We start from the raw sequence: 15,072 nt of genomic DNA on the forward strand, positions 1-15,072 counted from the left end.
GGCGAAACTGCTCTCCATGGACGGCCACATCCAGCGTGGCTTTGCTCACATCGATCCCGATCCCAAACATGGCAGAACTCCGCTAGGCTGACAGGGTCGAGAGCTCTCCCCGCTTGCCCAGTCTTATCAGTTCGAGCGCCAACTCAACCAACTGTTCGGGCGGTTCAGGGAGAATCCGGCGTGGGGACCCAAGCTACTTCTCGGTCGCAAGACCTGGATCCACACGGTCGCCCACGCCGGGCTCTCGGCACCCAAGGTGCCAGATTGGCAAGAGATAAGATCCACGCCATGCGTGGATGTTCTGGGTAGATGCCGACCTTGGTCGGCACGCACGCCAACCAAGGTTGGCGACTACCGGTAGCCCAGCCACGCATGGCGTGGCTCTACCGGGTTGCCACCTGTGGCTCGCGAGCGGCGGCGCTCCATGCGCGCAGGCCGAACACGGCCAGGCCGAGGAAGAACACGTACAGCGCGGCGGTCACGTGCAGCGACTTGAACAGGTACGCACCCACATAGACCACGTCCACTGCGATCCACACCCACCAGCAGGCCACGTGGCGGCGTGCCTGCCACCATTGCCCGACCAGGCTCAGACCGGTCAGCAGCGCATCCAACCACGGCAGGGCAGCGTCGGTGAAGCTGTGCATGGCTGCACCCAGCGCCACGCCACCGCACAGGCCGATGGCCAGGTCGCGCAGCAGCGTGCCGCGCGCCAGCGGCACGATGCGGATGCTGCCCTCATCGGCGGCATGCTGCCGCCAGTTGAGCCAGCCGTAGACCAGGAAGCCACCGAAGGCGACCTGCAGCAGGGTATCCGAGTACAGCTTGGCCTCGGCGAACACCAGGCCATACAGCGCCACCGACAGCAGGCCCACCGGCCACGCCGCCAGCCGGCGCCGGGCCATCAGCCAGACGCCGAGGATGCTGCACAGTGCGGCGGTCCACTCGAGCATCACGCCGCTCACAGCGCGAACGTCACCGACAGGCGGGCCTGTCGCGGTGCGCCGGGGAACAGGTAGTAGTCACCGCCGCTGCTGCCGGTATCGCGCCAGTAGAAGCGGTTGAACACGTTGTCCACCGACAGGTTCCAGGTCACCGTGCGCTCGCGCAGGCGATGCTGGAAACGCAGGCCAGCGTCGAACACTGAATAGTCGGGTGCGCGCACGCCACCGTCGGCGCGGGCCACGTTGGCACCGGCATAGCGCCAGCCGCCGGTCACGTCCAGGCCCTGCACGAACGGCAGCGCATAGGCCAGGTGCACGCTGGCGCGCACCTTCGGCACGTTCACCAGCTGATGGCCTTCATAGGCCGGCGTGCCGGTGTCGCGCGCGCGCGCCTGCAGCACGCTGGCGCTGGCCACGATCTGCAGCGCATCGGTCAGCTGGCCGTTGGCGGTCAGCTCCAGGCCGGTGTGGGTCTGCGTGCCTTCCTCGACGAAGGTGTAGCCGACGTCGCTGCTGTCCGGCTTGGCGTACTGGTACGGCTGCGAAATGCGGAACACGGCCGCGCCCAGGGTCAGCGCTTCGACCGGCACGTACTTCACGCCCACTTCCAGCTGCCGCGACTGCACCGACGGCAGGAAGGTGTCGGCGTTGCTGGTCCAGAACGGCGCTTCCTGGCCCAGCGAAATGCCGCGCACGTAGCTGGCATAGGCATTGAGCTGGTCGGTGGCCTTCCACACCACCGCGGTCTGCGGCAGGAAGCGCGACAGGCGGCTGTGCCGCTGCGGGGTGCCACGCTTGTCGTAGGCGCGCTCATCGAGGCGCACGAAGCGGCCACCGGCCAGCCACTGCCAGTCATCGCCGAAGCTCATCCGGTCCAGCGCGAAGAACGCGGTCTGGCGGCTGTCCAGGCGACGTGCGGACGGTCCCGGCATCTTCGGCGACGGCGCGAATACCGGCACCGGTGCTTCGTGGATGTTGCTGGTGCCGACGTACTCGTTGACGCTCGGGCGCTTGTCCACGGTGCGGCGGAAGTAGTCGGCACCGACGGTCAGTTCATGGCCGACGCTGCCGGTCTCGAAGCGGCCACGCAGCTCGGCACGGGCCTGCTGGTTGCGACGGGTGTCGTCCGGGCTGCGGTAGTCGTAGACGTCATAGTCGCCGTTGGGCGCGAAGTAGTTGCCCGGCACGCTGCCATCGGCGCACAGCACGGCGTAGTAGCAGCCGTAGGCGAAGGCGACGTTGTCATCGATCACCGAACGGCTGTGGCCGACCGAGATGCGCGACTGCCAGGCCTCGTTGAAGTCGTAGGTATGCAGCGCGGTGATGTTGGTGCTGGCGATATCCACCGGGCGCTGCCACGGCTGGTAACCCAGCAGGTGTTCGCGGTCGACGCCACGCGGCAGGTCGCGTGCGCCCAGCAGTTGGTAGCCGGACACCGAACGCTGCGAGCTGGTCTGGTAATTGGCATCCACTTCCAGCTTGCCGCGCTCGCCAATCAGCCAGTCGGCGGCCAGCGAGTAGAAGTTGCGGCGACCGTCGGCGTGCTCGACATAGGAGTTGCTGGAATCCCATGCGGCATTCAGGCGCAGGCCGAAACGCGGGGTGATCCAGTGGCCGACATCGACGGCGACGTAGCGCGAGCCTTCCGAATCGGTACCGAGCGTGGCGGTGCGCACTTCGGCCGGGCGCTTGCCGATGTAGTTGATGATGCCGCCCGGCGCCATCACGCCCGCGGCCAGGCCGGCCTCACCCTTGAGGATCTCCACCGACTGCACGTTCTCCAGCGCCAGGCGCTGTTCGCCGGCGATGGACAGGCCGTTGAAGCGGTAGCCGGTGGCGGCGTCCAGGGCAAAGCCACGGATGGCGACGTTCTGGTAGTAACCCACCGGCGCATAGGCATCACCCAGCGAGGCATCGTTGCTGGCCAACTCGGATAGCGAACGCACCTGACGACGGTCGAGGTAATCGCGCTCAAGCACGTTCACCGAGGCCGGCGTGTCCTTCCAGCTGCCGCCACCGAAGGCGTTCACGTGTGAGGTATCGGCCTTCGGTTTGCCGGCCTGCACGCGTACCGCCGCCAGTTCGGTGGGCGAGCGCTCGGCGCCGGTGGCAGCCGCATCAGGGGACGCATCGGCCTCGCTGGCGTGCAGTGGCAGCGCAGCGCAGAGGGCGAGGGAGAGCAGGGTGGGGCGCAGGCAGCGGTTCATTCGGTTCGTCTTCGGACAACAAGGGAGACGAAGCGACGGCGCGCAGGTGCACAGGGCCCATGATGGGGGTGTGGCTGCGGCTCAAAGCTCCCTACGCCGGTGCAAACCGGATCAGGTTCCAAGGGACTCTCTCAGCCTGGCAGATCCAGGCACCCCCGCTTCAGGTGACCATTTCACTACAAATGGTACGGATTTGCGAGCCGGCGTCCTTCAGGCTGCGGGGTCCAGGCTGCGGGGTCAGATCCCTTTCCGCAGGAAAGGGATCTGACCCCAATGGTGCGCCAACCGGGTCACGCCGCCGCGTGCAGCGCCTGCAGCAGTGCCTGTCCCGGCGCGCTGTGGAACCACGCCGGATGCCCCAGCATGAAGGGCTGCCACGCGACGTCGGCATTGGCGGTCGAGCCGGTGACGCCTTCGAAGTACTCCACTTCGGACAGTGCGAAGTCGAAATGAACCATCGGCAGCAGGTCGGCCAGCAGGTGCACGCGTGCCGCCGACAGCGGCAGCACCTGGCGGTAGCCGTCGAGCAGGGCCAGCGCGATATCGATGCGCACCGCCTCCATGCCGCGCTCCAGTTCCAGCCACGCCACCGCGTTGCGCTCGATCGCCGTGGCGAGGTCGAACAGCGCACTGGTGGGCGAGGCCAGGCCAAAATCCAGCACGGTACTGATCTGCCCATCGCGCCACAGCAGGTTGGAAACGTGCCAGTCGTTGTGCGCCCACAACCGTGGCTCATCGCGCAGGCGCTCGGCCAGGCCGGCATGCCACGGCAGCACGTCGCGCTGCAGCTGCGCTTCCCATGGAATGCGCGCGAGGTAGCGGGCCAGCCCGGGACGCTCGTGCAGCCCTGCCTTGATGGCCGCGATCGGATCGTCGGCACGGATCAGATCGTCGCGCGCGACCAGCACATGGGTGCTGCGCTGGGGCGCGTGGTAGCTGGCGGCGGCCCGGTGCAGCTGCGCGAGTGTGCGCCCGCCTTCGCGGGCCTGCGCGACATCGGTCAGCAGCGACCACGACACGGCGTCGCGGTACAGGTCCTCGCCGACGCCGATCGCATGCAGCTCGAACGTCCATTCGCCATGTTCGGCCGCCGTGTGGCCATCGGCCGCTGGCAGCACCTGCACCACCGGTACGCCCGCTGCGGCGAGATGGGCGATGAAGTGGTGCTCTTCTTCCAGGCAGGCCGCACTGCGCACGCTGTGGTGATGGCGCTTGACGAACACCGCTCCGTTCGCGCCGTTGACGATGGCGGCAGCCGACAGCGGCCGCGGGCTGTGCCAGTGCGGTTGGCTGCGCTCGTCCAGCTGCGGGTAGTGCTGGCGCAGCCACGCGATGTCCGCCGCGCTGATCGGTGGCCAGTCGGCAGCGACCTCGTCGTTGTTGAGGCCCTGCACGCGGTGGGAGGAAGAAGTCATGCCGCAGCCCCGGTGGGGAAAGTCACATCCAAGGCTGCGCATTCAACGCCATGCACGCGGCCAACGCAAACGGGCGGGTCATCGACCCGCCCGTCCGTGCATCGGCATGGGAGATGCCGCGCTGCTTACCAGCCGCGATGGCGACCGCGGTCGTGGTAGTAGCGGTTGTCGTAGTAGCGCTCGCGTTGCCAGCGACGGTCATCACCGCGGTCGTAGTAGCCGCTGCGGTAGTAGCCACGGTCGTAACGGCGATCGTAGCGGTCGTCGTAACGGCGATTGTCGTAGTAACGGCGGTCGCGGCGGTCGGAGGTGGTCAGGTTGCCGATCGCGCCGCCGGCCACGGCGCCGCCGACGGTGGCAGCGGGATCGCCGTTGGAGAGCAGGTTGCCGGCCACGCCACCGACTACGGCGCCGACCAGGGTGCGCTTGTCCTTCCTCGACATCGCGCTGGCATCGCTGACCACGGCGACACCGGCCACCAGTGCCAGGGCCATCGCCAGACCACGGAAGCTGAGTGTGGAAGTACTGAGCATGTTCGTTCTCCTGTGAGGTGCATGCCACGCTGGGCAGGGAGGGCGCGGGCGCCCCGGCTGCCGTGGAGACCACGCTGACGTTCCAACATTGCCGGAACATTGCCTCGTCCACCGTGCGGCTTGCGCATTCATCTAGCGGCAGGCGGCATGAAGCAAGGCTGAAAGCGGCCTCGGCCGCTCAGCTGGCAGAAAGGGAAAAGGCCACGCGGACGTGGCCCTCCCTTCTCTGCCAAGGCGTTGCGGGCTTAGACGCCCATCGCCTTCTGTGCCTGCCGGGCCTGCTCCTGCTGGGCGTCCTGCTGCTGGTGCAGCACGTTAGGCGCGCCCTGCACGGCACCGCTGCTGAGCGCGATGCTCTGCTCGCTGGCGGCACGGGTGTCCACCGCCACGCGGCTGGCCGCCGGGTCACCGATCATGCCCTGCACGGCAAACAGGCGCTCACCGTTCGGGCTGGGCACCACCGTGTCGATGCGCTGCAGGCCCGCGGCATGCGCCTCCTTGGTCAGGGCCGCGGCGGCGCTTTCCAGCGCGTGGCGATCCTTGAAGGTGCCGGCCGGCAACAGTTCCAGACCCTTGCTGGCCTGGATGAAGAGCGGATTGCGCGGGTGCCGTTCGTCGTTCAGCAGCGGGCGCTCGCGGGCTTCCTTGATGGCCTCCAGCGTCTTCGCCCCGACAATGCCGTCGGCCACCAGGCCGTTGTCCTTCTGCAGCTGGCGCACCGCCGCGTCGGTGTTGCGGCCGAAGCGGCCATCCTCGACCAGCGGCTTGCCGTCGGCACCGACGTAGCCCAAGTGTCCCAGCTGTTCCTGCACCTTGCGCACGCCTTCGCTGTGCGCGCCCTGCTTGTACAGTTCGGCGTGCGGCGTGGCAGCGGCCTTGTGCTCGGCGGCAGGCTTGCCCTGGGTCTGCTCGTGCGACGGGGTGCGGTTTTCCAGCAGGTCGCGCGCCTTGGACAGTGGATCGGAGGCGTACAGCTTCCAGTTCGGGTGGTCCTTCACCTGCTTGAGGTAGTCCTCGACCGGCATGGTGTGCACGCCCTTGCTGCCGGTTGACTGGCTGATCAGCAGCTTGTCGGTGGTGGGGTCGCGCACCACCATCACGATGTGGTCGATGCCGTTCCAGTGCTCGTGGCGGGTCCTGGCCGTATCCAGGCCGATGATCATGCCTTCCTTCAGCGCACCGGGCTTGAGGATCGCGTCGCGGTCAAGCAGCACGCCGGACTGGTCGAATGCCTTGCGCACGATGCCGCCGGAACCGAGGTTGCCCAGGTCGATGCGATCGGCCTTGCTGAAGACCGCATGCCCGGCCTTCTGGTTGATCTCGTCCATGGTGCGGTTCTGCAGCGTGCCGACCCAGCCGGAGCAGTCGATGTAGCCCTGCTCCACGTTCTTGCCGGTCTTGCCCGGTACGTACAGCGCGTGGCCCGGAATGTTGATGGCGTACTTCACATGGTCGTACTTCACGCCGGCGTCGTAGGCGGCGTGCAGTTCGATGCCCGGCTTCGGCGCGGTGGCCGCCGCTGCGGTTGCCGCCAGCGTGGCTGCACCCGCCGCCACGGCTGCGCTGGTCTGTGCAGGCGCGGCCGGGGCCTGGCTTTGGCCCGGCGCCACCGTCTGCGGGGCGATGTTCTTTTCCGGAATGCTGATCGCGGCGTACTTGTGGATGTAGTAGCTGGAGAACGTCCGCGCCAGGTCGCCATCGTTCATGCCGCGCATCTCGGCCAGGGTGTGGCCGGTCAGCGCCTTCGCGTCGGAACCGATCTGGTTCAGCACGTTGCGGCGCATGTTGATCTCTTCGCCGTGGCCGTTGCGGACCACGCCGAAGGTGCCGGTGGCAATCGCGGTCTGCACCGAGCCATAGCCGGCGCTGCCCTGCTGGTGGGCCAGGTACAGGTCCAGGCCGGTCGGCGTACTGCCTCCGGACAGGTACGGGTGGCCGGTGCGCTCGTTGCGGCGTGCCATCGAGTCCAGGTTGTCCTGGTACATCTTTGCGGCCGCTTCGGTGTTGCGGGTCGGGTCGAACTCGTGGCCGGTCAGGTGGTACTGGCGCGCGGAGCCGGGCACGAACTGGAACAGGCCCTTGGCGCCGGACGAGGTGTTGTGGGCGCGCTCGTTGAAGGTGCCGCCGGTCTCGATGTGCGCGAAGCGCATGAAGTCATCGACCGGAAGGCCTTTCTGCCGGGCGACCTGCTCGACGATGTCCAGGACTTCCTTTCTGCTGTAGTCATGCTGTGCCATGACGTTTTCCTCGGGGTTGATGGAGCGGCGCATGCCGCGAATCGCCAACCGGACTCATCCGTGAGTCAAGAACATGTCGGTCAACAGGAAACCCGCGCGTGGGCGGGTGCTATCAGGGCGCGACGTACTGCTGGGTCGCGCTGTCGAAGGTGTAGTGCACGGCGTCGCCGGCACCCAGCGCACGGGTCTTGCCGGGGCCTTCGATGGTGGTGCCCTTGAAGGTCACGGTCAGTCGCGGCAGGCCGTTGCCGTCGGCAGCGAAGGCCAGTTCGCCATCGCTGTCGGTGCAGGGCATCACGTTGCCTTCGTCGCAGGCGGCGCTGTTGTCCTCGCCCGTACGCACCGAGCCGACATAGCGCCAGACCTTGCTGTCCACGTCGTCTTCGCTGCGCTTGGGGTTGAACAGCAGCAGTGCATAGCCGGTGCTGCTGATGCCGCGGTCGAAGCTGCTTGTCGGCACCGCCAGCAGCAGGCGACCGTCGGCGGTGCGATGTTCAAGCGGCTTGCGCCGGGTATCGACATCGTCGGCCTTGTCGTACGCGCCCAGCGCGCCGATGGTCCATTCCTGGCCACGGAACTTCCATGGCTTCTTGGCGTCCGCGCCGGCCAACACGAAAGTGGCCTCGGCGAGGTTGGCGCGATCATCCGGGCCAGCCGGCGACTGCTCGCCCGGCTTGCCGTAGCGCTCGCGGGTATCCCAGGAGAAACCCGTGTAGTACGTGGTGCCATCGAGGGTGAAGGTGTGGCCGAACCAGAAGGTCGCCACGCTGCCGTTCTGGACCTCGTAGGAGGTCGCGCCATCACCGTCCACCTGGTAGGTGAAATACATCACGGTCGGCGCGTCGGGCGGGGTGACGGCGGTGTCGGGAGAGGTGTTCTGCATCGGGGCAACATCCTGTCGGGGCGCATCGGCAGCCTGCACGGGGGCGCCAGGCTGGGAGGACGAGGGGGCCGGATCGGCGGCGCTGCAGGCCGCAGCGGAAAGAGAGACGAGCAGGCACGCCGCGAATGCGCGCAGGGGCCGCAACGGCAGGGTCCAACATGGCTCGGGGGGGTGATGCATGCGCCTCTCCATGGTCAGCGTTGCCGGGCCAGACGGCCGGCAGGAAACCGCACCCCATCCACCTGGGACGGGAGCGAGGACATGAGCCGGTCGATTCCTTCGACCTCGCATTGAAAACCCATGCCGGGTCATCTTGGCACAGAACGGCGGCCGGTCAAAGAGGGCGGTGACAGATGCCCTTACAGTGTGATCTGGTTCTCAGATCTTGCCGTCGCGCAGGTAGTCGAACAATTCGGCGTCGCCCTTCAGGCCCAGTTTGAGCATGGCGTCGCCTTTCTGCCGGCTGATGGTGCTGACGCTCTTGTGCAGCTGCAGCGAGATCTCCTTCACCGTCATGCCGGTGCCGAGCAGCCGCAGCACTTCCACCTCGCGTGGCGACAACGGCTTGCCGTCGCCCTCGCGCATGCGCCAGCTGCCCGCAGCCTCGACCCGCTCACGCAGGCTCCGGCTGATGTAGGGCTGGCCCCGATAGACCGCCTGGATGGCCTGCGGCAGTTCGTCCATCGACCAGGCCGAGCACGCCGCTGTCGAGCACCATGCGCAGGATCGCCAGGTTGTTGGAGACGCTGAGCATCAGCACCGGCAGGTCGGGGAAGCGGCGGCGGATCATGCCGATCATGGCGAAGCCGTCGGCCTGTGGGCTGCCCGGCATGGAATAGTCGGTCACCAGCAGGTCGCAGGGTTGGCTGCCGAGCAGGGCCATCAGCGCCTGCGCGCTGTCAGCCTCGCCGACCACGCGGCCGACCCCGCTCGATTCGATGACGGCGCGGGTACCGATACGGACCACAGGGTGGTCGTCTGCGATGATGATGCGCAAGCTCATTGCTCTAGTATGGCCACCGGGCAAGCCGGGCCGCGACCATCGCGGCCCTGTCAGGATTCTAGGAGATCGACGCCGATGCGTAGCTGGGCTGTTCGCGGGCTGGTCCTGCTGCTGGCCGTGCTGGTGCTGCCCGTGGCGCTGGCACAGGCAGTGCCTGGGCTGTTGCCGCTCAGTCCCCTGCAGCGCGAGTACCTCGCCGCCCATCCAAGCATCGTCGTGGGCCAGTATGACAGCGGCTGGCCGCCGTTCGAGTCCCTCCGTGATGGCCAGCAGGTTGGCCTGGGGCCGGATTATCTGTCGCTTCTCGCCCGTCAACTGGGTGTGAAGGTCGAGGCGAGGCGTTATTCCGACTGGACATCTGTGCTGGATGCGGCCTGTCGTGGCGAGATCGACGTGGTAATGAATGTCGGTCTCAGTGCCGACCGCACCCAGTGCATGGTCTATACCGCTGCCTATGGCGAGGCGCCGTTGGCGCTGGTGGGGAGGCCGGGCGATCTGCGTGCTTCGAACATGCCCGACCTGGACGGATTGCGGGTGGTCATCGAGCAGGATTTCCTGACCGGACCGCAGGTGCGGGCACGTTTCCCGCGTGCGGTGCAGCTTGTCGCAAACAGCTCGTTGGCTGCGCTGCAGATGGTCAGAGACGACAAAGCTGATGTCTACATAGGCAATGCCTACGTTGCCACCGAACTGATCGCACGCCAGCACCTGCAGGGTGTCGTCCTGCTGCGTCCGAGCGACCTGCCTCCCGAACGGATGCACTTCGGCGTTCCCAACAGCAAGCAACCGCTGGCCGAAGCGCTGGACCTGGCGCTGGCCGCGACCAGCCAGGCCCAGCGCGATGCACTGGCACAACGCTGGCTGCCCCTGCCGCAGTGGTCGGCATCGGCGCAGCTGGCGCTCAGCCAGGCCGAGAAGCGGGTTCTGCAACAGCCGTTGAAGATCGGCTTCGCGCCAAACGCCGCCCCATTGTCGTTCGCCGACGAGGATGGCAGGCCCAGCGGCCTGGCCAGCGAGTACCTGGCGCGGCTGATGCAGGCCGGTGCCAACCTGCAGGCGCAGAACAGCCATGACTGGTACGAGGTGCGCGAGAAGGCGCGCCGCGGCGAGCTGCAGGCGGTGATGGGCATTCCGGTCGATTCGCACTATCTGGGCCCGGACTGGGTGTACAGCCAACCCTTCATCAGCGTGCCGAACGTGATCGTCAGCCGCCACGACAGCCCGGCGCTGCTGGGCCTGTCCGACCTCCAGGACAAGCGCGTACTGCTGTCGGATCCGGAGCGCGTACGCGGTTACGTGCTGCAGCAGGCGCCGCAGGCCAGGATCGTCGCCGCGCGCAGCGCCGAACAGGCCATGCAACGCCTGATCGATGGTGAGGCCGACGCCTACGTGGGCAATCTGGCCCTGGTCGACCACCTGCTGCGCACGCGTTTCCCGGGGCGCCTGCAGGTTGCCGCGCCCGCGGGCTTCAACGACCAGCTGGCACTGGCCGTGGAGCGCCGGCATGCGGCGCTCGCCACGACCTTCGATCGCTTGCTGCTGCAGATGACGCCACGCGAGCGCGAAGCGCTGCGCGGCGACTGGCTGGCGGTGGAGTACCACAACGGCATCGACTGGCGAAGCACGCTGCGCTGGGGTGTACCGCTGCTGCTGGTGCTGCTGACCGCGCTGCTGGTGCATGGCATCGGCTACTGGCGCCTGCGCCGTGAGGTGGCCGGGCGCCGCCAGCTGGAACAGCGCCTGGCCGAAGTGACCGACAACCTGCCTGCCGTGGTCTACCAGGCCCGTCGCGAGGTTGATGGCACGCTCCGCTTCCCGTTCATTGCCGGTGACCTCCAGGCGCTGTTCGGGATCACCCGGCAGCAGGCTGAGCAGGACGCCACGATGTTGCTGGAACGCGTCGAAGAGGACGATCGCGCGCGCATCCTGCAGGTGGTCGAACAGGCCGCGCACCAGTTCGCACCGCTCATGCTGGAATTCCGCCTGCGGGGCGATGGAGCGGGCCCGCGTTGGGTGCGCACCCAGGCGCAACCCTATGCCGCCGAAGCCGGTGTGGTGACCTGGAGTGGCTACTGGGTGGATGCCAGCGAGGCTCGTGCACAAGCGGATGCGCTGACCGCAGCCAAGGCCGAGGCCGAGCAGGCGGCCGAGGCGAAATCCCGCTTCCTGGCCACCATGAGCCATGAGATCCGCACACCGATGAGTGGCGTGCTGGGGATGCTGGAAGTGCTGGCGCACTCACCGCTGGATGCAGAACAGAAACGCATCCTTGGCGTGATCGAGGATTCGGCGCAGATGCTCCGGCAGATCCTTGACGACATCCTTGACTACTCGCGGCTGGAGGCCAACGCATTGCGGCTGGAGCCGGTACCGCAGCCGCTGCGGCCGTTGCTGGAAAGCGTGTGCCGGTTGTTGTCTGCGCAGGCCAGTGCACGTGGGCTGGACCTGCACGTGCAGATCGATCCGCAGCTGGCAGCCGCGCACGAAGTGGATGGCGTGCGCCTGCGCCAGATCGTGTTCAACCTGCTCAGCAACGCCATCAAGTTCACCGTGCGCGGCGAAGTGCGGCTGCAGCTGGAAGTGCTGGGGCCGACCACCGAAGACGGCAGCCAGCCGCTGTGCCTGAGCGTCACCGATACCGGCATCGGCATCGCACCGGAACAGCTGCAGCACCTGTTTGCGCCGTTCACCCAGGCCGGTGCGTACATCCAGCGCGACCATGGTGGAACCGGCCTGGGCCTGAGCATCTGCCAGCGCCTGGTGCAGATGATGGACGGCGAGCTGGAACTGCACAGCACGCTGGGCGAGGGCACCCGCGCCGAGGTGCGGCTGTCGCTGGTGGAAGCCGGCAGCAGTGATGTTGAAGCGCTGGTCGCCGAGCAGGAACAGGCGGCGCTGCTGCCGCCGGCGCTGCGCCAGGCACGCGTGCTGGTGATCGAAGATCATCCGACCAACCAGGCGATGATGGCCTGGCGGCTGCAGCAGCTGGGTGTACCGCATGTGCTGGTCGGCGATGGCCAGCAGGGGCTGGATCGCCTAGCATCGGAGCACTTTGATCTGGTCATTACCGATTGCCGGATGCCGGTACTGGATGGTTTCGCCTTCACCCGCCTGCTGCGCGAACGCGAAGGCCGCAACGGCCAGCCGCGGCTGACCGTACTGGCGCTGACCGCCAGCGTGCTGGACGACGATGCACGTCGTTGCCGTGAAGCCGGGATGGATGAGGTGCTGGCCAAGCCATTGTCATTGGCGACACTGCGCGCGGCACTGCTGCGCTGGTTGCCGCAGGCGCAGGGGCAACGGTTCAAGGAGCCGCTGGCCGAGTCCGCTGCCGTCGATGACAGGACGCTGCCCGATCTGGACAGCCTGCAGCGGCGCTTCGGCTCACGTGCGGTGGCCGAGCAGTTGCGCGACAGCCTGCTGCAGGCCAGTGCAGGTGACCTGGCCGCTGTGCAGCGCGCGCTGGAGGCCGGCGACCGTGAGGCTGCCGCGCTGCACCTGCATCGCCAGGCCGGTGGCTTGGGCGCGGTGGGAGCGACGGTGCTGGCTGCGCAGGCCAATGCCCTGGTCGAGCGCCTGCAGGATGCGGCCGAGACCGATCCGGTGCCGTTGTTCACCGCGGTGGCGGCATTCGTGGCGCGGCTGCAACAGCAGTTGCAGCGCCTGGCTCACTGAGCCGACTGCTGCTGCAGGTAGGCGATCACCAGCGCACGGCGTTCGGCGCTGGGGAAGGCGTTGTACATGCGTGTGCCCGGTACAACATGGGTGGGCGACTGCAGGAACGCATCCAGGGTCTGCGCGGACCAGGTGATGTCGGCGCGGCGCATGCCGTCGGAATAGCCGTAGTCGGGCAGGCTGCCGGCGCGACGGCCGATCACGCCGTGCAGGTTCGGGCCGAAGCGGTGGATGCCGCCAGGCTGCACGGTGTGGCAGCCGGCACACAACTCGAACGCGCGTTGCATGGCCTGCTGCTGCGCCTGTTCCGGCGTGGCGGGCGCTGCAGGCGGGCGCTGGCAGGCCGTGGCGGCCAGGGCCACGGCAACAGCGATGAGCAGGAATGATGCACGCATGGGCGGGCAGGATAGCGGTGCGCGGCAAGCGACGGGCTGCGACGCTCGGTCGCAGCCCGTGGCGTTCACATGCCCGAGTAGTTCGGGCCGCCGCCGCCCTGCGGGGTCACCCACACGATGTTCTGGGTGGGGTCCTTGATGTCGCAGGTCTTGCAGTGCACGCAGTTCTGCGCGTTGATCTGCAGGCGCGCGCTGTCGGCTTCGCCGACGAACTCGTACACGCCGGCCGGGCAGTAGCGCGCTTCCGGGCCTGCGTACTCGGCCAGGTTCACCTTCACCGGAATGCTCGGGTCCTTCAGCGTCAGGTGGCTGGGCTGGTTCTCGTCGTGGTTGGTGCTGCTCAGGAACACCGAGCTGAGCCGGTCGAAGGTCAGCACGCCATCCGGCTTCGGGTAGGCGATGCGGGTGTGCTTGGCCGCCGGTTCCAGGCAGGCGTGGTCGGGCTGGGTGCGGTGCAGGGTCCACGGCGGGTTGCGCACGCCCAGCTTGGGAAGCAGCCACTGCTCCACGCCGGTCATCAGCGTGGCCACGGTCTGGCCCTTCTTGAACCACTGCTTGAAGTTCTTGGCCTGCTGCAGTTCGGTGAACAGCCAGCTGGCTTCGAACGCCGTCGGGTAGGCACTCAGTTCATCGTGCTGGCGGTCGGCGGCCAGTGCATCGAACGCGGCATCGGCGCACAGCATGCCGGTCTTGATCGCGGCGTGGCTGCCCTTGATGCGGCTGGCGTTGAGGTAGCCGGCCTCGCAGCCGACCAGCGCGCCACCGGGGAACACGGTCTTCGGCAGCGACAGCAGGCCGCCGGCAGTGATCGCGCGCGCGCCGTAGCCGATGCGGGTGCCGCCTTCCAGGTGCTTGCGGATGGACGGGTGGGTCTTGAAGCGCTGGAACTCTTCAAACGGGCTCAGCCACGGGTTCCTGTAGTCCAGGCCGACCACGTAGCCGATGGCGACCTTGCCGCCGTCGGCGTGGTACAGGAACGCGCCGCCGTAGGTGTCGCTGTCCAGCGGCCAGCCGGCGGCATGCACCACCAGGCCCGGCTCATGCTTGGCCGGGTCGATCTGCCACAGTTCCTTGATGCCGATGCCGTAGGCCTGCGGATCCTTGCCTTCGTCGAGTTTGTAGCGGGCGATCAGCTGGCGGCCCAGGTGGCCGCGTGCGCCTTCGGCGAAGATCGTGTACCTGGCGTGCAGCGCCATGCCGCGCTCGAAGGCCGGGCCGATGCTGCCGTCCTTCTCGATGCCCATGTCGCCGGTCGCTACGCCGATCACTTCACCGTTGTCGCCATAGAGCACTTCGGCGGCGGCAAAGCCCGGGAAGATCGCCACTTCCAGCGCCTCGGCCTGCTGCGCCAGCCAGCGGGTCACTTCGCCCAGGCTGATGATGTAGTTGCCTTCGTTGTGGAAGCACTCCGGCAGCAGCGCGTTGGGCGTGCTGCGTGCGCCGGTTTCGCTGAGGAACAGGAATTCGTCGCGGGTGACCTTCTGCTTCAGCGGTGCGCCACGCTCGGCCCAGTCCGGGAACAGTTCGGTCAGTGCGCGCGGGTCCATCACCGCGCCGGACAGCACGTGCGCGCCTGGTTCGGACCCCTTCTCCAGCACGCACACCGACAATTCGCGGCCGGCTTCGATCGCGCGCTGGCGCAGGCGGATCGCGGTGGCCAGGCCGGCGGGGCCGGCGCCGACGATCACCACGTCGAATTCCATTACTTCACGCGGGGGCAGGGCGTTGGCTTCAGCGCTCATCGATTGCATGACTCGTGGGTAGGGCCGGCATCGGGGCC

9 protein-coding genes, 1 pseudogene and 1 riboswitch are annotated in these 15,072 nt (G+C 67.6%); of the genes and pseudogenes, 1 reads left to right on the forward strand and 9 read right to left on the reverse strand.

The features are described from left to right. Positions 1–383 precede the first annotated feature (383 nt). The 7 genes and pseudogenes from pnuC to JLDANKMP_RS22470 all read right to left on the reverse strand — a co-directional run bounded on the left by pnuC (position 384) and on the right by JLDANKMP_RS22470 (position 9,222). Positions 384–953, reverse strand: a complete 570-nt coding sequence (gene pnuC / locus JLDANKMP_RS18770; RefSeq protein WP_049449555.1) for a nicotinamide riboside transporter PnuC — start codon at positions 951–953, stop codon at positions 384–386. 8 nt (positions 954–961) lie between these two features. Next, positions 962–3,151, reverse strand: a complete 2,190-nt coding sequence (locus JLDANKMP_RS18775; RefSeq protein WP_212561834.1) for a TonB-dependent siderophore receptor — start codon at positions 3,149–3,151, stop codon at positions 962–964. A 71-nt stretch (positions 3,152–3,222) separates the two neighbouring features. After that, a riboswitch (TPP riboswitch) is annotated at positions 3,223–3,318 on the reverse strand. Positions 3,319–3,441: 123 nt separating this feature from the next. Continuing rightward, positions 3,442–4,566: a phosphotransferase gene (locus JLDANKMP_RS18780; RefSeq protein WP_099485218.1), complete on the reverse strand. Its 1,125-nt coding sequence runs from the start codon at positions 4,564–4,566 to the stop codon at positions 3,442–3,444. 125 nt (positions 4,567–4,691) lie between these two features. After that, entirely contained in the window at positions 4,692–5,099 is a 408-nt protein-coding gene (locus JLDANKMP_RS18785) for a glycine zipper 2TM domain-containing protein (RefSeq protein WP_014645533.1), read from the reverse strand. Positions 5,100–5,344: 245 nt separating this feature from the next. After that, entirely contained in the window at positions 5,345–7,336 is a 1,992-nt protein-coding gene (locus JLDANKMP_RS18790; protein WP_212561894.1) for an XVIPCD domain-containing protein, read from the reverse strand. Positions 7,337–7,448: 112 nt separating this feature from the next. After that, positions 7,449–8,219, reverse strand: a complete 771-nt coding sequence (locus JLDANKMP_RS18795) for a hypothetical protein (RefSeq protein WP_212561835.1) — start codon at positions 8,217–8,219, stop codon at positions 7,449–7,451. Between the two features lie 378 nt (positions 8,220–8,597). Then, positions 8,598–9,222 (reverse strand): annotated as a pseudogene (locus tag JLDANKMP_RS22470) (response regulator). A 75-nt stretch (positions 9,223–9,297) separates the two neighbouring features. On the opposite strand from JLDANKMP_RS22470, the gene JLDANKMP_RS18805 reads away from it, so the two are divergent. Then, a complete protein-coding gene (locus tag JLDANKMP_RS18805; protein WP_212561836.1) occupies positions 9,298–12,897 on the forward strand; it encodes a transporter substrate-binding domain-containing protein in 3,600 nt (1,199 codons plus the stop codon). On the opposite strand, the gene JLDANKMP_RS18810 is transcribed toward JLDANKMP_RS18805, so the two are convergent. Next, positions 12,891–13,292: a c-type cytochrome gene (locus JLDANKMP_RS18810; protein ID WP_005407622.1), complete on the reverse strand. Its 402-nt coding sequence runs from the start codon at positions 13,290–13,292 to the stop codon at positions 12,891–12,893. The two genes, JLDANKMP_RS18805 and JLDANKMP_RS18810, sit on opposite strands and share 7 nt — an antisense overlap. Before the next feature lie 65 nt (positions 13,293–13,357). Continuing rightward, entirely contained in the window at positions 13,358–15,034 is a 1,677-nt protein-coding gene (locus JLDANKMP_RS18815; RefSeq protein WP_005411892.1) for an electron transfer flavoprotein-ubiquinone oxidoreductase, read from the reverse strand. Positions 15,035–15,072: the final 38 nt, after the last annotated feature.

The sequence above is a fragment of the Stenotrophomonas sp. PE591 genome (assembly GCF_018320795.1).
In the GTDB taxonomy this organism is placed as follows: Bacteria; Pseudomonadota; Gammaproteobacteria; order Xanthomonadales; family Xanthomonadaceae; genus Stenotrophomonas; species Stenotrophomonas maltophilia.